Source organism: Actinomyces israelii (genome assembly GCF_030253495.1).
Lineage (GTDB): Bacteria > Actinomycetota > Actinomycetes > Actinomycetales > Actinomycetaceae > Actinomyces > Actinomyces israelii.
This window is the reverse complement of the sequence record NZ_CP124548.1, coordinates 3,285,721-3,303,009: the sequence shown is the minus strand read 5'-3', so window position 1 is coordinate 3,303,009 and position 17,289 is coordinate 3,285,721. Positions and strand designations below refer to the sequence as shown.

11 protein-coding genes and 3 pseudogenes are annotated in these 17,289 nt (G+C 69.2%); all 14 read left to right on the top strand.

Annotated elements, in window-relative coordinates:
• Window positions 1–19 precede the first annotated feature (19 nt).
• The 14 genes and pseudogenes from AIF0345_RS13755 to AIF0345_RS13695 all read left to right on the top strand — a co-directional run bounded on the left by AIF0345_RS13755 (window position 20) and on the right by AIF0345_RS13695 (window position 17,105).
• A complete protein-coding gene (locus AIF0345_RS13755) occupies window positions 20–676 on the top strand; it encodes a hypothetical protein (protein ID WP_285296454.1) in 657 nt (218 codons plus the stop codon).
• Between the two features lie 182 nt (window positions 677–858).
• Window positions 859–1,092 carry an ATP-binding cassette domain-containing protein gene (locus AIF0345_RS13750; protein ID WP_285296453.1) on the top strand — a complete coding sequence of 78 codons (234 nt, stop codon included), beginning with the start codon at window positions 859–861 and terminating at the stop codon, window positions 1,090–1,092.
• Window positions 1,093–1,096: 4 nt separating this feature from the next.
• Window positions 1,097–1,336 (top strand): annotated as a pseudogene (locus AIF0345_RS13745) (ATP-binding cassette domain-containing protein); the annotation flags it as partial.
• 583 nt (window positions 1,337–1,919) lie between these two features.
• Window positions 1,920–2,231, top strand: coding sequence for a hypothetical protein (locus tag AIF0345_RS13740; protein ID WP_268918213.1), 312 nt, complete (start codon window positions 1,920–1,922; stop codon window positions 2,229–2,231).
• A gap of 353 nt (window positions 2,232–2,584) precedes the next feature.
• Window positions 2,585–2,920, top strand: a pseudogene (locus tag AIF0345_RS13735) (histidine kinase); the annotation flags it as partial.
• Window positions 2,921–3,462: 542 nt separating this feature from the next.
• A pseudogene (locus AIF0345_RS16855) lies at window positions 3,463–3,558 on the top strand (DNA-binding response regulator); the annotation flags it as partial.
• A 189-nt stretch (window positions 3,559–3,747) separates the two neighbouring features.
• On the top strand, window positions 3,748–4,179 hold the full coding sequence (locus AIF0345_RS16850; protein WP_338072394.1) for a response regulator transcription factor: 432 nt from the start codon (window positions 3,748–3,750) through the stop codon (window positions 4,177–4,179).
• A 514-nt stretch (window positions 4,180–4,693) separates the two neighbouring features.
• The gene (locus AIF0345_RS13725; protein ID WP_268918207.1) at window positions 4,694–7,255 is read left to right on the top strand and encodes an ATP-dependent Clp protease ATP-binding subunit; all 2,562 of its coding nucleotides are present in this window, start codon (window positions 4,694–4,696) and stop codon (window positions 7,253–7,255) included.
• Window positions 7,256–7,803: 548 nt separating this feature from the next.
• Window positions 7,804–9,501 (top strand): AMP-binding protein, encoded by a 1,698-nt coding sequence (locus AIF0345_RS13720; protein ID WP_285296451.1) that lies wholly within the window; start codon window positions 7,804–7,806, stop codon window positions 9,499–9,501.
• Window positions 9,473–10,171 carry an ABC transporter ATP-binding protein gene (locus tag AIF0345_RS13715; protein ID WP_043562671.1) on the top strand — a complete coding sequence of 233 codons (699 nt, stop codon included), beginning with the start codon at window positions 9,473–9,475 and terminating at the stop codon, window positions 10,169–10,171. The genes AIF0345_RS13720 and AIF0345_RS13715 overlap by 29 nt, the downstream gene beginning before the upstream one ends.
• Window positions 10,168–12,435, top strand: a complete 2,268-nt coding sequence (locus tag AIF0345_RS13710) for an ABC transporter permease (RefSeq protein WP_285296450.1) — start codon at window positions 10,168–10,170, stop codon at window positions 12,433–12,435. Before AIF0345_RS13715 ends, AIF0345_RS13710 begins: the two co-directional genes overlap by 4 nt.
• A gap of 600 nt (window positions 12,436–13,035) precedes the next feature.
• Entirely contained in the window at window positions 13,036–14,448 is a 1,413-nt protein-coding gene (locus tag AIF0345_RS13705; protein ID WP_285296449.1) for an MFS transporter, read from the top strand.
• A gap of 28 nt (window positions 14,449–14,476) precedes the next feature.
• The gene (locus AIF0345_RS13700; protein ID WP_268918211.1) at window positions 14,477–14,932 is read left to right on the top strand and encodes a universal stress protein; all 456 of its coding nucleotides are present in this window, start codon (window positions 14,477–14,479) and stop codon (window positions 14,930–14,932) included.
• 307 nt (window positions 14,933–15,239) lie between these two features.
• On the top strand, window positions 15,240–17,105 hold the full coding sequence (locus AIF0345_RS13695; RefSeq protein WP_285296448.1) for an MFS transporter: 1,866 nt from the start codon (window positions 15,240–15,242) through the stop codon (window positions 17,103–17,105).
• Window positions 17,106–17,289 lie beyond the last annotated feature (184 nt).

Sequence of the window (17,289 nt, the reverse complement as noted above, 5' to 3'; positions counted from 1 at the left end):
ATCCTGCATCCTGGTGGTGGTGAGGCTCTTCTCCGATCACCTGGCTGCGAAGCAGGTTCACGGAATCGGGGTGATGCTGCTGATGGTTGCCATGACCGTGTACGCGCTGGACTATGTGATCGGGGTGATCGGTCTCGGTAACGACCGGCTGCTCCTTTTATCCCCGACATCTCGGTTCCGCACACTCTTAATGTCCTGCACAGTCATGTCGGGGTACCTGGTTGCCGGGTACGTGGTGACCAGTATCCCCGCGTGGCACGAGACGACTCGCGGTTGGCCGTCGGTGCTCCTCGAAGGAGCCGGCTACCTGACGTCCCTGTTCGTCGGGTTCGGCATGGCGTCAGCCTTGACGTACTCGGCAAAGCTTGTTCGCGGCAGGGGCGCCATGCGTATCGTTTGCTGGGCGTCAGTCACGGCGCTGCAGGCGGTGCTGTCCGGCATGTGCGCAGTGATGCTCGTACGACATTTCGGTGTGGAGAGCTGGATCATCGGTGCCGGGAGTGACGCCGATGTCGTCAACGTCTTCTCCGGACTCATCCCCATCTCGGCTCTGGGCGTTCATGACCCGGAACGGCTCTGCTGGCCCTTCATCGCCACGAACATAGTTTTCGGGCTCGTCCTCTGGACAGCTGCCAGGTTCCAAGCGGGCCGCGGCGTGAATTACATCGAACTGTGACAGACCGGCAGAGGGCCGTGTACGGCGGCAGCGCGGACCGGCGCGGACGATACCGAAGCCCGTCACAAGCGCAGCGGGCTCGCGTGTGAGGCCAGAGGTCGGCGCTGCTCTCGAATTCTCATCGGATGGGTGAGGGAGACGTCTCCTATCTTGTATGTCAAGCGGCGATGAACGGTTGGTGGGTGGGTTGCAAGCACGTCCTGACGGGCCTAGACCTCGACGTCCCCACCGGCACCGTCCTGGCCCTCCTAGGGCCCAACGGCGCGGGCGAGACCACCACCGTCGAGATCCTCCAGGGCCTGCGCCGCCGCGCTGCCGGCTCCGTGTCCCTCCTGGGGGAGGACCCGCAGAACGGCTCGCGCTCCTGGCGGGCCCGCATCGGCGTCGTCTCCCAGTCCTCTAGGCCAGTCCTCTAAGGACATGGAGAAGCTGTCCGTCACCGAGGCCGTCACCCATGTCTCCCGCTTCTTCTCCGCACCCGCCGACGTCGCCGCCACCATTGAGCAGGTCGGCCTGGACGACGACGCCCGCACCCGCGTCTCGCGCCTGTCCGTGGGCCGGCGCCGCCGCCTCGACGTCGGCACGGCCATCGTCGGCCGCCCCGCCCTGCTCTTCCTGGACGAGCCCGCCACGGGTTTCGACCCCGAGGCGTGCCGCGAGCTCTGGAGCCTGGTGAAGAGCCTGCGCGCCGACGGCACCACCGTGCTGCTGACCACCCACTACCTCGACCTCGACGGGGCCGCCCACCTGGTCGACGACGTCGCCGTTGTCCTGGGCAGGAGGATCGTCACCCGCGGCACGCCCGAGGACCTCACCCGAGAGGCCAGCGACGAGCCCACCGTGAGCTGGACCGAGGACGGGCCGAGCGGTCCGAGCGCTCCGCCGCCCCCACCGCCGTCGTGCGCGACATCATCGACCGCCTGGCCGGCCCGGACGGCGAGATCCCCGGCCTGGAGGTGCGCAACCCCTCGCTCGAGGACTACTACCTCGACCTCGTCTCCCGCTACCACACCGTCTGAGCGCAGCCCGCCGAGCCCGAAGGACCTTTCCATGACGACCACCAATCCGCCATCCCCCGCCGCGCCGACCGGCGCCAGGCACCCGCTCGCCGCACATCGCCCGCAGCGGCCCGGCTCCGGTCCCGCCATTGCCGCCGCCCTGAGTCGCTCCAGCCTGACCGCCTTCGTGCGCGAGCCGGTCGCCTTCATCATGGCCATCTTCTATCCGCTTCTATCCGCTGCTCATGCTGCTCATCTTCGGCGCCGTCTTCAGGAACGACGTCGTCCCCGGCGTCAGCTACGCCGACTACATGCTGCCGGCCATGATCAGCACCGGAACCATCGTGTGCTGCCTGCTGACCCTGGCCATCGCGGTGGCCGGCGAGCGGGAGAGCGGCGAGCTCATGCGCCTGGCCGTCCTGCCCGACTTCTTCGCCGCCACCGACCCGACCGGCAGCTGGGAGACCGGTAAGGGCCTGGCCGTTATCGGCGCCTGGATCGTGGGCGGTGTGGTGCTCGCCTTCATCGTCGCCCGCCGCGATCCGGTGGATCGGTGACCGACGAGACGGCGGCGTCCTCCCCTCGCCCGTCCGGGGAGACGCTCGCCGGGTTCGTGCTCCGGGGCTTCCGCGGCACCAGGGGGCTCAAGGGCGTGCACCCGCCCCTTGACAGGCTCGGCCTGCCCGGATGGGCGTGGCGCGCCCTGGCCTGGGCGCTGGCGGCCGGCACCCTGGCGCTGCTGACCCGCACCAGCTGGGCCTGCGGCCTGTTCTTCGTCGTCCTTCCGCTGCTGTGGCTGGTCCACCGCAGGCTGTGGGCGGCGGTGCTGGCCCATGTCGTCTTCGGCGCGGGCCTGGCGGCGGTCCTCCTCGTCAGGGGCGTGGAGGGCTGGTGGCTGTCCGCCGCGGTGATGACCCTCGTGAACCTCGTCAGCGGGACGTGGGTGACCTGGGTCCAGATCGCCCGCTACGACGCCGTCGTGGCGCTTGCGGACAGGGAGAGGGTGCTCTCGGCGCTGGCTCGCGCCCGCGACGAGCTCGCCGCCGCCGAGCGAGCCGCCGGGATCGCGGCCGAGCACAAGCGCTGGGCCCGCGAGGTTCACAACACCCTGGTGCAGGGATTCATCTCCGTCATCGCCATTGCGCAGGCCGCCCGCGGCGCGATCGACGACGGCGAGGCCGCGGCGGTCGGCCCCCGTCTGGCACAGTTGGAGGCGATCGCCCGGGACAATCTCGCCGAGGCCCGCGCACTTACCGCGGGCGAGGGGCCGAGCGCCCTGCGGGACGGCGACCTCGCCCAGGCGCTGCGGCGCCTCGTGGACGCCCAGCGCGAGCGGGGGCTGAGCGCGGTCCTCGACCTGAGCCTGTCCGCGGAGCCGTCGCCGGCCGCGCAGGTCGCGGTCCTGCGCATCGTCCAGGAGGGGCTGAGCAATGTGGCCCGTCACGCCCGGGCTGAGCGCGTCGAGGTCGCCGTCTGGGCGGAGGCCGTCGGCCTGGGCCGCGAGCTTGTCGTCACTGTCGTCGACGACGGCGTCGGCACCTGGGCCTGCCCGGAGAGGACGGGGATCATCGGCATGCGCTCGCGCGTGGAGGCCCTGGGCGGGACGCTCACGGTCGATCCGCTCCACCCGTCTGACGGGCGGGGTCGTGTCGGAACCGTGATCGAGGTCAGGATGCCTCTGTGCGCACTGCTGCCCTCTCTCCGACGTCCTCGACCGATCTCGGCCCGCGTCGGGTCCGCCTCCTGGTGGTGGACGACCATCCGGTGGTGCGCTCCGGGATCGCTGGCATGGTCTCCTCCGAGGCGGACCTCGTCGTGGTGGGGGAGGCCGCCGACGGGGAGCAGGCCGTCGCGCTCGTCGCCGAGCTCGCCCCCGACGTCGTCCTCATGGACCTGCGCATGCCCGGCGTCGACGGTGTGGAGGCCGCGCGCCGGATCGCCTCCGGGGCGGGCACGGCGCACGGCGGGGCTGGGGCGGGCACGGCGCACGGCGGGGCTGGGGCGGGCACGGCGCACAGCGGGGCTGGGGCGGGCACGGCGCACAGCACCGCCGCCACTGCCAGCCCCCGGGTGGTGGTCCTCACCACCTATGACACCGACGGCGACATTCTGCGCGCCGTCGAGGCCGGCGCCATCGGCTACCTGCTGAAGGACTTGGCGCGCGAGGACATCCTTGCGGCCGTGCGTGCCGCCGCCGTGGGGCGCAGCGCGATGAGCCCGACCGTGGCGACGCGCCTTCTGGGGGCCGCGCGCGGCGCGGGTCGCAGCGGCGCGGGAGGGCCGGGGTCCCCGGCGCTGGTGACCCTGTCGCCGCGCGAGTGCCAGGTGCTGGCGGCGGTGTCGCGGGGCCTGTCCAACAGCCGGATCGGGGTCGAGCTGTACATCACCGAGGCGACCGTCAAGACGCACCTGCTGCGCGCCTACGCCAAACTCGGCGTCGACTCGCGCGCGGCGGTCGTCACCGAGGCGCTGCGCCGCGGCCTGCTGGTGCTGGACCCGGGCTGAGAGCCGGCTGTGGCCCCTTCGTCGAGATCGGTGCTGAGTGCCGGGTATCTCGTGTGCCCCTTCGGCCACGGCGCCACGCGTCGCGGGGCGCGGGCCCCGGCGCGCTGCGGCGGTGCGCGACCGACGCTCGGGATCGGGTGCCCGCCGGAATGACACAGAACCCCCCCGGACGCCGTCACCCCCGGACACCGTCCCTCCTCCGGCCCGCCCTCGCAGGACGCAAGAAGAACCGTGCCATCCGAACGCCCTCCCGGCGAACGCCCGCGCTCCCACCACCAGAGCCCCGGCGAACCGATCTCGAGCCGGAAGCGAACCGATCTCGGTGAAGGGGGGCGGGGGGCCCTGAGCGGGCGGCCCTGAGCGGGCTGGGCTCAACCCTGCTCACGCCCTCTGCGAACAGGGGCATGGACGGCGCGCCCGCCCCGTTAGCCTTGTCAGCACGTGCCAGCGCCCCAATGCGCCATCCCCGGGCGGGCGCACCACCGATTCGCACGTGCCGAGGAGAAAACCAGCGATGTTCGAACGCTTTACCGACCGCGCCCGCCGCGTCGTCGTCCTGGCCCAGGACGAGGCGCGGGCGCTCAACCACAACTACATCGGCACCGAGCACCTCCTCCTCGGCCTCATCCACGAGGGCGAGGGGGTCGCCGCCAAGGCCCTGGAGTCGATGGACGTCTCCCTGGACGCCGTGCGCGCCCAGGTCGTGGAGATCATTGGCGAGGGCCAGTCCGCTCCCAGCGGCCACATCCCCTTCACCCCCCGGGCCAAGAAGGTCCTTGAGCTCTCGTTGCGCGAGGCCCTCCAGCTCGGTCACAACTACATCGGCACCGAGCACATTCTGCTCGGCCTGCTGCGCGAGGGCGAGGGCGTGGCCGCCCAGGTCCTGACCAAGCTGGGCGCGGACCTGTCTACGGTGCGTCAGACCGTCATGCAGATGCTCTCCGGCTACGAGGGCAAGGAGACCGTTACTGCCGGCGGCTCGTCCAAGGAGGGTGTCCCCTCCGGCTCGGCGATCCTCGACCAGTTCGGCCGCAACCTGACCGCCGCGGCCCGCGAGGGCAAGCTCGACCCGGTGATCGGGCGCCACAAGGAGATGGAGAGGGTCATGCAGATCCTCTCGCGGCGCACCAAGAACAACCCCGTCCTTATCGGGGAGCCGGGCGTGGGCAAGACCGCCGTTGTGGAGGGCCTGAGCCAGGCCATCGTCCACGGCGACGTGCCCGAGACCCTGCGCGACAAGCAGCTCTACTCCCTGGACATGGGCTCGCTGGTGGCCGGCTCGCGCTATCGCGGCGACTTCGAGGAGCGCCTCAAGAAGGTCCTCAAGGAGGTGCGCACCCGCGGCGACATCATCCTGTTCATCGACGAGATCCACACCCTGGTGGGGGCGGGCGCCGCGGAGGGGGCCGTGGACGCCGCCAGTATCCTCAAGCCCATGCTGGCGCGCGGCGAGCTCCAGACCATCGGGGCCACCACCCTGGAGGAGTACCGCAAGATCGAGAAGGACGCCGCCCTGGAGCGCCGCTTCCAGCCGGTCACGGTGGACCAGCCCTCCATCGAGGAGACCATCGGCATCCTCACCGGGCTGCGCGACCGCTACGAGGCCTTCCACCGGGTCGTCATCACCGACGACGCCATCCAGGCGGCCGCCAAGCTCGCCGACCGCTACATCAATGACCGCTTCCTGCCCGACAAGGCCATCGACCTCATTGACGAGGCGGGCGCGCGCCTGCGCATCCGCCGCATGACGGCCCCGCCGGAGCTGCGCGAGATCGACGACCGCATTGCGGAGGTCAAGCGCGAGAAGGAGTCGGCGATCGACGACCAGGACTTCGAGCGCGCCGCCGCCCTGCGCGACGACGAGCGCCGTCTGGTCGAGCAGCGCGAGACCAGGGAGAAGGCCTGGCGCTCCGGCGACCTCGACCAGGTCGCCGAGGTCGACGAGGGCCTGGTCGCCGAGGTCCTGGCCATGTCCACCGGCATCCCGGTGGTCAAGCTGACCGAGGCCGAGTCCGCCAAGCTGCTGGGCATGGAGACCGAGCTCCACAAGCGCATTATCGGTCAGGACAAGGCCATCGAGGCCCTGTCGAAGTCCATCCGCCGCACCCGGGCGGGCCTGAAGGACCCCAAGCGCCCCGGCGGCTCGTTCATCTTCGCCGGCCCCACCGGCGTGGGCAAGACCGAGCTGGCCAAGGCCCTGGCCGAGTTCCTCTTCGACGACGAGGACGCCCTCATCCAGCTCGACATGTCCGAGTTCGCCGAGAAGCACACGGTCTCGCGGCTGTTCGGCGCGCCCCCCGGCTACGTCGGCTACGACGAGGGCGGCCAGCTCACCGAGAAGGTGCGCCGCCGGCCCTTCTCCGTGGTCCTGTTCGACGAGGTCGAGAAGGCCCACCCGGACATCTTCAACTCCCTGCTCCAGATCTTGGAGGACGGGCACCTGTCCGACGCCCAGGGCCGCGAGGTGGACTTCAAGAACACCGTCATCATTATGACCACCAACCTCGGCAGCAAGGACATCGGCAAGTCCGTGGCCACGGGCTTCCAGTCCTCCGAGGGCGGCACCATGGATTACGAGGAGATGAAGGCCCACGTCAACCGCGAGCTCAAGCAGCAGTTCCGGCCCGAGTTCCTCAACCGCGTGGACGACCTCATCGTCTTCCCGCAGCTGACCCGGGCGGAGGTCCGCAAGATCGTGGACCTCATGATCGCCCGCCTGGCGGGGCGCCTGGTGGAGCAGGAGATGACGATCGAGCTCACCGAGGCCGCCAAGGAGCTGCTGGCCGAGCGCGGCTTCGACCCGGTGCTCGGCGCGCGCCCGCTGCGCCGCGCCATCCAGCGCGACATCGAGGACGCCCTGAGCGAGAAGATCCTCTTCGGGGAGATCGAGCGCGGCCAGAAGGTCATCGTCGACGCCGAGGGAGAGGGGATCCTGGGCGAGTTCACCTTCCGCGGCGAGCCCTGGGACCCCAAGATCGCCTCCGACCCGCTCAGCGCCGAGGTCGCCGCCCAGGAGGAGGCCAAGGCGATTGTCGATGCCGTGGGGGCGGACTCCCGCGGCGGCGCGGGGGAGTGACCCGTCGCGCGAGCCGCGGGGCGGGGAGCCGTCTGCGGCTGCGTGTGAGCGCTGCGCCGCGCCGGGGGTGCGACGCCGGTGCGCGCGGCGCCGGGGCTCACGCTTTCCGAGGTGCCGCGTCCCGCTGGGGGCGCGGCACCCCCGTGTCTGCGGGCCCGGGCCGGCGCCGGGGCCGGATCGGGGCACCAGTGCGGGGATCTGGCTGGCCGGCTCCTTCTGCGCCAAGACCGTACCGGGGCGCGAGGTGCGAGCCTGCCCAGTGGGTGGTCGGCGGATCCGCTCCTACGGGGCGCCGGGCGCCGCTCCGACCGTGCTCGCGGAGGCCCGGCACCGAGGAGACATGCCAGTGACAAATATTACATTTTCGAGGGAAGGTTGAGGTTGCTTGTGGTTAAGGTTAGGCTTACCAACAGCGATTAACCGGTTGAGAGTTGTGGCCGGGAGAGTTGCGTTTCTCTGAACTCTAGATTTTCTTGACGTCCTTGATGTATCGAGACCTCTTCCTTGTGTGTGGAGTTGATGTGTGCGAGACGATTAGTTCCTGAATCGTGGAGACTGTCTCGAGTGTTCCGCGGCGGACGGCGCTGCGATTTCTAGACTATTCCGATTCCCCGAGATCGGGAGAGTCTCGGCGGGTGCGGGAGTACACCTACCGTGAGCTGTGGGATCTCGTTGAGACAATATCCTGCGTATTGCCGGGGTCTCCCGGCGATCGGATCGCACTGGTGGTGCCCGGAGATGATCGTTTTATTTCCCTCTTCCTGGGCGCAATGCACAAGGGCCTCATTCCGGTACCCGTCCCGTTCCCATTGACGGGTATGTCGGCGATCGAGCGTTTCAAGACTATCGTGCGTGACGCCGGGCCTGCCGTCATTGTGGCCGCCCCTGCGATCCTTGACCGCTTGGCGGGCGAGATCCCAGCCCGCCCGGACGGTCCGGCTCCGCATCTGGTGAGTCGGGACAGCATCCTGTCCGCCTCCGCAGGCAGCGACGAGCCATGGCCGGCGCGTGGCGATGACCCGGCCTTCATCCAGTACACCTCCGGCTCCACGGGATCCCCCAAGGGCGTGCTCAATACCCACCGGGCGTTGCTGTACCAGAGCGAGTACATCTCCAAAGGCCTCGAGGTGGGACAGGTCCCGCAGATGGTGAGCTGGCTGCCGCTCAGCCACGATATGGGCCTCATCTACGGATGTCTGGATCCTCTTCTCACGCAGGGCACCACCACGCTCATGCTGCCATCTGCCTTTATCGCCGATCCGCTGCGCTGGATACTCGCGCTCAGCGACTTCCGGGCCACCTTCACCGCGTCGCCGGACTTCGGCTGTGCCTTGGCGGCCTCTGCCATTGTCAAGCGCCCGGGTCTGGAGGTGGATCTGTCCGCGCTGCACTGCGCCCTCAATGCCTCGGATCCGATCAGCCCGGACAGTCTAGCCTTCTTCCGTCGTGTGGCCGTCGGCCTTGGCATGGATGGGCGCGCCGTGACTCCCGCCTACGGGCTGGCAGAGGCCTCGCTCGCTGTCTGCGCCGCCCCAGGGCTCGGCCCTCAGGCGGCGGCGCAGCCCGTCACCCGCTTCGATTCCGCAGCCCTGGGGCGGAGCCGAGCGGTTGTCGTCGGGGCAGATGATGCGGGTCGCGAGCTTGTCGGACTGGGAGCATATCGACTCGACACGCGAGTCGGCATCGTTGATCCAGCCTCTCGGGAGCCCTTGGAGCAGGGACGCGTCGGCGAGGTCTGGCTTGCCGGACCGGGGCTTCCCCCCGGTTACTGGCACAATGACGGCGCCACCGAGGAGATCTTTCACGCTCGGCGTGCGGGCGATGATGATAGGACCGACTGGCTGCGCACCGGGGACCTCGGTTTCTTCCACGAGGGGAGCCTCTATCTCGCCGGCTGTCTTAAGGACCTCATCATCTGGCGCGGCGAGAACATCTACCCCCAGGATGTCGAGCGTACGCTGCGCGGTCTGAAGGAGACCCGCACGCGTAGGCTGTGCGTGGGTCAGCGTGAGCACGACGGCGCGCCGCGACGACGGGCCCTTTCCGCTCCATCGAGGTCCCCGGCGGTCATTTCCATGTGGTGGAGCATCCGGATGCGACGCTTGAGATCCTCACGAGGACTCTCATTTTGCGGGAGCCGGCGGGCGGGCCGGCGCCGGGCAGTCGCCGCGGATCAGGACAGGGTAATGAAGACAGAAGTGGGAAAGAAGGCTGGACATGACGATCGTCATCGACTCGGTCAGTAAGTCATTCGGTCGGGGAGAGGGAGCTGTCGAAGTCCTCAAGAATCTGTCCTGCTCGGTGCAGGATGCGGAGATCTGCTCCATTGTGGGGGCCAGTGGCTCGGGCAAGTCGACCCTGCTCAACTGTATGGGAGGACTGGACCGTCCCGACCGCGGCACCATTACCGTCAACGGCACGGAGATCACCTCGTTGAGGCCCAGGGCCCGCACCCGATTCAGGCGCAGGAGCGTCGGCTTCGTCTTCCAGTTCTACAATCTCGTGCCCAATCTGACAGTCACGGAGAACATCGAGGTCTGCGAGTATCTCACCGATGATCCGATGCCCCTGGAGGAGCTCCTGGACACGCTCGGGCTCAGTGAGCACCGCTTGAAGTTCCCCTCCCAGCTCTCGGGCGGCCAGCAGCAGCGCTGCGCCATTGCGCGCGCCCTCGTCAAGCAGCCCCAGGTCCTGTTGTGCGACGAGCCGACGGGAGCCCTCGATTACGGCACGTCCAAGGAGATGCTCGCGCTCCTGCAGCAGGTCAATGAGCGCCTGGGGACCACGATCGTCATCGTCACCCATAACGAAGCCATCTCCCGCATGACGCAGCGCACGATCATGGTGCGCGACGGCCGGGTGCAGAGCTCCTCGGTCAATGACGCTCCTGTACGGGCGGAGGACCTGTCGTGGTGAGGCTGCGGAGTCCCATCTCGGTCCTGCGCCGCCGGCTGCCGCGGGACTTGAGGGCTAAAAGAGGCCGGTACGCCCTCCTCGCCGCGCTCATCATCCTCGGTGTTCTCGCCTCCACGGGAACATCCACCGCCGGCCAGTCGGTTCTGAGCAGCATTAAGGACGGCCAGTCCGCCGCGAACGTCGAGGACGGCTACATCGCGACAAGTGGCGCGCTGGATGCCGCGCTGGTCTCCGCCATCGAGGACAAGGGCGTGACCCTCGAGGATGAGACCTACGCGGATGTCGAGGGGCCGGATGCATCGATTCTGCGCGTCTTCGCTGTGCGCTCGCGCATCGACCTGGTCAACCTGGACACCGGGGATCTGCCCCAGTCGGATGATGAGGCGGTCGTCGAGAAGCACTACGCGACGGCGCACGGCATCGGCGTCGGGGACTTCATTGAGGCTGGGGGCCGCCGGCTGCGCGTAATCGGGATCGGGAGCAGCCCGGACTACACCACTGTCGTGGCCCGCTCCACCGACACGGCCGCCGATCCCCGTGCCTTCGGGACCGCCTTCGTGACCTCCGGGGCGATGGAGGCATGGCCAGCGCCCGGCCCGACCAGGGTCCCCGGCTACGCGGTGGACCTGGGGGACTCCGGCATGAGCGTGGAGGAGGCCGCCGCCGCCATCGCCACTGCGGGGGAGCCGTCGTCCCTCGGCGTGCTGTCGGTCCTCGACGCAGCGGATAACTCGCGGATCATCGCGGGCGAGGACGATGTCACAGTGACCGCGCAGGCGTCCTATGTCGCCGGGGCGGTCGCGATCCTCCTCATCGCCTACCTCCTGGCGGTCGCGGTCGCCGAGGACATCAGGCAGGAGTCCCCGGTCATCGGTACTTTCTACGCCCTGGGCCTGACCCCCTGGGAGCTCATGAGGCACTATCTCGCGCTGCCCGTGGCCCTGACAGCGCTGTGTGCTGCTGTGGGCACGGGGGCGGGCATCGTCCTGTCGCCCTGTATGGATTCGAACTCCGGGTACTACTCGCTGCCGGAGGTCCACACCGAGGTGACGGGGGCCGCGGTCATCTTCGGTTTCGGCGTCCCGGTGCTCATTGTGAGTGCTGTCGGACTCCTCGTCCTGCAGCGCAGGCTCGCCAAGGAGCCGCTGCAGCTCCTGCGGCGCGATCTTGGCGTCGGGAGCCGGCCGGGGATGAGGCTGACCAGGTTCCCCTTCTCCGTACGCTACCGGATACGCCAGGGTCTGAGGGAGTGGAGGACCTGCGCGGTCATGCTCGCCGGGGTTGTGCTGTCGGTGCTGCCCATGGTGTTCAGCCTCGGCATGCGCGCCAGCGTGGACGCCTACGCCGAGCAGGTCCGTGAGAAGGTCCCATTCGGCTACCTCTACGTTCTCGCCGCTGGCGGTAAAGGGACTCAGCCCCCGCCCGTTCCCCAGGATGCCGAGAGGGCCTCGGTCCGATCCGTCACCCTGGAGCCGCCGGGCTCCGACACCGACGCGGACGCGATCCTTCTCGGGCTGGAGGACTCCGGGCGCTACTTCGCCCAGGACCTCGATCTCACGGAGGGCCGAGTCTACATCTCCTCCTCGACCGCTCTGCACGAAGGTCTCAAGGAGAACGACACCCTGACACTCCGGGGCGCGAGCGGTGAGGAGCACAGCGTCGTTGTGTCCGGGATTGTCGAGTACCCGCAGCCGGCGGTCCTGGCCCGCCTGGATACGGCCAACGGTCTCGTCGGCGAGGAGCCGACGGCGACGAACGCGGTCATGACGGACACGCAGAGCCCCGAGCTCGACGCTGCCTCCTCCCAGGTTGTGAGCCGAGCGGACATGATGACGAGCGTCAACACCCTCACCGATGCGATGACGACGACGATGACGATCCTGCTGACGGCGTCGATCTCCATGGCGGTCCTCGTCATCGTGCTGCTCATGCGGATGGTCGTGGACAAGGAGACCTACAGCATCTCGCTCATGAAGGCCTTGGGGTACACCGACCGAGAAGTCGGCGGGATGTATCTGAGCAGCTACGCCCTCGTCGTCGCAGCGGCGCTGATCGTGGGGATTCCGCTGTCCTTCCTCGTGATGCAGCCCGTGTGGCTCCGCATGATCTCCGGCCTGCCGACGGCCTTCGAGTTCACGCTGCCGAAGACGGCCGTCGTCATGATCGTCGGTGTAGTCCTGGGCTGCTACGTCGTCGCCCGTCTGCTGGGGGAGCGCCGGCTGCGAAGAGTGGATGTGACGGAGGTGCTCAAGGACCGCGAGTAGCGCAGGCGGCGGGCTTCCGAGCGTGCTGCCGCCCCGTGCGACGACGGCCGCCGCCCAGGAGGAGGCCAAGGCCATTGTCGACGCTGCCGTGGGTGCGGACGCCCGCGGCGCGGGGGAGTGAGCCGCGCGAGCCGCGAGGCGGGTGCGGTGGCCTGCCGCCGCGCGTGAGCGCTGCTGCGCCGCGCTGAGGGTTCGACGCCGGGGCCCGCCGCTCGACGCCGGGGCCCGCCGCTCGACGCCGGGGCCCGCCGCGCCCGGTGCAGCGCGATCCTCTCGGGGTGCCGCGTCCCGTCGGGGCGCGGCACCCCTGTGTTCTGCGGGCCCGCGGGAGCCGGGGTCGGAGGCACGACGACGGCTCTTCGGATTTGAAAGTGCTCCACGACACATACCGTGGAATAATCGGATCGTGCGCCTGAACCGTGCCCAGATCGACCCGATGTAGGACTAAAGGCATGTCAAACGTTAGCCATGTTGGGTAGATCATTGCCTTGCCACCCCCCGAGACTCCCCGCCGTCCCGCACAGCGCTCTCTCGGACGGGAGGCACGGCATCCGCTTCGGATGGCGCCGACAACCGCAGGGCCCAGGACAAGGACGACCTATGGCACAGACCTCCCAGAACGGCGCGGTGGATCTCGCGCACAAGCCCATGATGAGTATGGGCCAGATCCTGCTGATGAACGTCGGCTTCTTCGGCATCCAGTACTCCTTCGGCATGCAGCAGAACGTCATGTCGCCCATCTACCAGTTCCTCGGGGCCTCCCCCGACGAGCTGCCCATCCTCAACCTGGCCGGACCCGTCACCGGCCTGCTCATCCAGCCCCTCATCGGGGCGCTGTCGGACCGGACCTGGAGCGACAAGTGGGGCCGCCGTAAGCCCTTCTTCCTCATCGGCGCCGTCGGCTGCTCCATCTTCCTGTTCCTCATGCCCTTCGTGACCGCCGTGTGGATGGCGGTGCTGTGCCTGTGGCTGCTGGACGCCTCGAACAACACGGCCATGGAGCCCTACCGGGCCTTCATCGCCGACCGCCTGCCCTCCAAGCAGTTCGCCAAGGGCTTCCTCACCCAGGCCCTGTTCATCGGCGCCGGCTCGACCCTGGCCGCCGGCACGCTGACGGTTCTGGAGAAGATCCTCAGGGGCGCCACCGCCGCGGGCATCCCCTACTGGGTGTTCGGGGCCTTCATGGTGGGCTCGGTGTGCTCCATCGGCTCCGTGCTCATCTCGGTGCTCTCCACCAAGGAGCTGCCGCCCACGCCGGAGGACCGCGCCGAGCTCGAGCGCAAGAAGAGGGAGGAGGGCCCCTTCGGCTTCGTCAAGGACGTCGGCGTCGCCATTGTCGAGATGCCCCGCGGCCTGAAGAAGATGGCCCTCGTCTACCTCTTCCAGTGGTACGCCATGAACGTCTTCTGGCAGTACCTCGGGCTCATGTGCGCCATCGCCTACTTCGGCGTCAACCTGAGCGACCCGAACTACGCCAAGACCGATGCCTTCAGCGACGCCTCGGGCTTCGCCACCGGCCTCATGGTCGTCTACTACATCTCCTGCACGATCGTGGCGCTCTTCCTGGCGCGGCTGGCCAACAAGGTCGGGCCCAAGCACGTCCACACCGCGGCCCTCTTCCTGGCCGCCATCTGCCTCTACCTGCTGACCCACATCGGCAGCCCCGAGAACACGACGGTCCTCTACCTGCCCATGATCGGCATTGGTGTGGCCTGGGCCTCAATCGTGGGCATACCCTACGTTATGGCCACCGAGATGATCCGCAAGGAGCGCCGGGGCGTCTACATGGGCGTCATCAACATGATGATCGTCATCCCACAGCTCCTTCAGACCCTCACCTTCGGTCCCATCTTCGAGCACCTGCTCGGCAACCACCCCGTCAACGCCCTGCTCTTCGTCGCAGTCTTCCTCGTCATCGCCGGCCTGCTCATCGAGTGGATCGACACCGACAAGGACGCGGACCCGAGAGTGCGCGCCGCCGCCATCGCCGCCACCGAGACCGCCGTCGCCTGACCGGGCGCCATACGAAAGGATGACATCCGTGACCTACACCACTATCGTCGCCGGAGTCGGAAACCTTGAGGAGAGTACGCACGTCATCGACCGCGCCTGCGAGATGGCGTGTCTGTGCGATGCCACGCTCCTTCTCGTAGCCGGCTACGACCCCGTCTCGCCCCGGGACAAGGCCCGCGTCGCCGACACCGCGCAGGTCGCCGATGTGCGGGTCGCCGAGACCCAGCTCACCGAGGACGAGGCCTACGCCGTCGTCGAGAAAGCGCGCGACATCGCAGTCGAGCGCGGCGTCGGCCTCGCCCAGGGCGTCGTCGTCGAGGGAACGGCGGTCTCCGCCGTCACCCTGGTCACCCTGGAGGCCGAGGCGGACCTCGTCGTCGTCGGCTCCAAGGGCGTGGACTCCCTGCTGGGCCGCATCTTCGGAGCGGTCTCCGTCCAGGTGCTGCGCAAGTCCAAGTGCGACGTCCTCGTCGTCGTGCCCTGACCGCCACCGCCTGTCTCACCGGCGGGCGTCCTCCCTTTCACGGGACGGACGCCCGCCGTCACGTTTTGACCAGTTGTTGTACCCTCGTGTGATCTGGAGTCGTGCTGGACCTGCAGCGGGACGGCTCGCGCCCGGGCCGCCGGGGGCGAGCCGACCCGCTCCGGGGGCGGCGCGCTGGACGTCCCTGAGCCTCACCGCCCCTGCCGCCCGCTGAGCGCGCTGCCAGGCTCCACGGCGTCGGCGGACGCCGAATCACGAGTGGTCCTGACCCGAGGGGCCGCGCAAGGATCGGATTGCCATGGACCATATGGCCACAACGCAGGATGAACATATCGACAAGCACCCCGCCGAGCTCGACATGGGGCTGGCGCGCGCAGAGCGCAAGGTGGAGAGGATCCGCCGGGAACGGAGAAGACTGGCCTACATGCGGCGCCGCCGCCGGCTGCGCGCCGACGACGTCACCGTCATCGAGGAGTCGGCCCTCCGCAGGGCCATTATGGGCTCCGTCGTCGGCAACATCATGGAGTGGTACGACGTCGGCGTGTACGCCTACGTCGCCGTCCTGGTCGGCCGGGCCTTCCTGCCCGATGCGAGCCCCACGGCTCAGACCCTGTTCTCCCTGGGGGTCTTCGCCGTCACCTTCATCGCCCGCCCGCTGGGCGGGGTGATCCTGGGCCAGCTCGGCGACCGCCTCGGCCGCAAGGAGGTCCTCGCCTTCACCCTCATGATGATGGCGCTGGCGACCTTCGGCATCGGCGCGCTGCCGCCGGCCTCAGTGCTCGGCGTCTGGGCGCCCATCCTGCTGGTGTGCCTCAAGCTCCTCCAGGGCTTCTCCACCGGCGGCGAGTACGCGGGCGCCACCACCTTCGTCACCGAGTACGCCCCCGACAAGCGACGCGGCTTCTACGCCGCCATGCTCGACTGGGGGTCCTACATGGGCAACGCCCTGGGTGCGGGCCTCGTCACGGCGCTCATGCTGACCCTTCCCGACGACATCATGGCGACCTGGGGCTGGCGCGTCCCCTTCCTCGTCGCCCTGCCCATGGGCGGCATCGCCCTCTACCTGCGGACCCGCATCGAGGACACCCCGGCCTTCCGCGACGCGCAGGCCGAGACCGACGACGAGGAGCCCGCCGACCTGGCCGCCGCCGAGACCGACATTATGCAGCCCGAGGAGGGGCCGCTGGGGGTCGTGGACATGGTGCGCACCTTCTGGCGCGAGCTCGCCACCGCCATTGTGCTGGTCGCCGGGGCCAACACCGTCGGCTACACCCTGACCGCCTACATGCCGACCTACCTCACCGAGACCCTGGGCTACGACGCCGAGCACGGCCCGCTGCTGACCCTGCCGATCCTGGTGATCGTCGCCTTCCTCGTGCCGACCATGGGCTGGGTCTCCGACCACGTGGGGCGCAAGCCGGTCCTCTTCTCCGCGGCGCTGAGCACCGTCCTCCTGGCCGTCCCGTCCTTCCTGCTCCTGGAGCACAGGCAGCTGTGGTCGACCCTGCTGGGGCTGGTCCTGCTCGCCTACCCGACGGCCGCCTACGTCGGCAACCTGGCGTCCTCACTGCCGGCGCTGTTCCCGACGTCGTCGCGCTACGGCGGCATGGGCATCTCCTACAACGTCGCCGTGGCGCTCTTCGGCGGCACCGCGGCCTTCATTATGCAGGCGCTCGTCACCGCCACCGGGAGCAAGCTCGCCCCGGCCTTCTGGCTCATGGGGACCTCCGGCGCGGCCGTCATCGCGCTGTTCAACCTGCGCGAGACCGCGCGCCGCCCGCTGCCCGGCTCCATGCCGTCGGTCGCCTCCCGGGAGGAGGTAGTCGAGCTCGTCAAGACCCAGGAGGAGAACCCCGACCTGGACGTGAGCGAGATCTTCGCGGCCGCCCCGGCGCACCTGGTCGACACCGAGCCGACGGTGGCCGAGGCCCAGGCCGAGGTCGAGGTCGCCCTGGCCAACGAGGCGGAGGTGCGCGAGCAGCTGGCCCGGGCCGAACGGGCCACGGCCGCGGCGCGGCAGGCGGTCGCGGCCGCCCGCGAGCGCGAGGACGTCGCCCGGGCCGGCCGGGCCGACGACGGCGACGGGTCCGGCCGGGCCGACGACGGCGTGCTGGCGGGCGCCGCGTCCGGCACCGGCGACCCGGGCGGCGCAGCCGGCGCCGACGGCCTCTGAGCACCACTGCCGCGCCGCGTGCGGCCCCCGGCGCGCACCGGGGACCGCACGTTCGTCATCGGGAGATGACGCGCTGACGCCTTGAGTTTGGTCTAGGACTGAAGTCACACTAGAGTGCCATGCGGAATGGCGCGCCGACGCGTGACGCCTGCATCAGGGCGACCCGAGACAGACCCGAGACAGA

Coding starts and splice junctions, on each gene's coding strand:
- AIF0345_RS13740 (WP_268918213.1), top strand. CDS start 1,920: ATGCTGCTCATCTTCGGCGCCGTCTTCAGGAACGACGTCGTCCCCGGC.
- AIF0345_RS13725 (WP_268918207.1), top strand. CDS start 4,694: ATGTTCGAACGCTTTACCGACCGCGCCCGCCGCGTCGTCGTCCTGGCC.
- AIF0345_RS13715 (WP_043562671.1), top strand. CDS start 9,473: ATGACGATCGTCATCGACTCGGTCAGTAAGTCATTCGGTCGGGGAGAG.
- AIF0345_RS13705 (WP_285296449.1), top strand. CDS start 13,036: ATGGCACAGACCTCCCAGAACGGCGCGGTGGATCTCGCGCACAAGCCC.
- AIF0345_RS13695 (WP_285296448.1), top strand. CDS start 15,240: ATGGCCACAACGCAGGATGAACATATCGACAAGCACCCCGCCGAGCTC.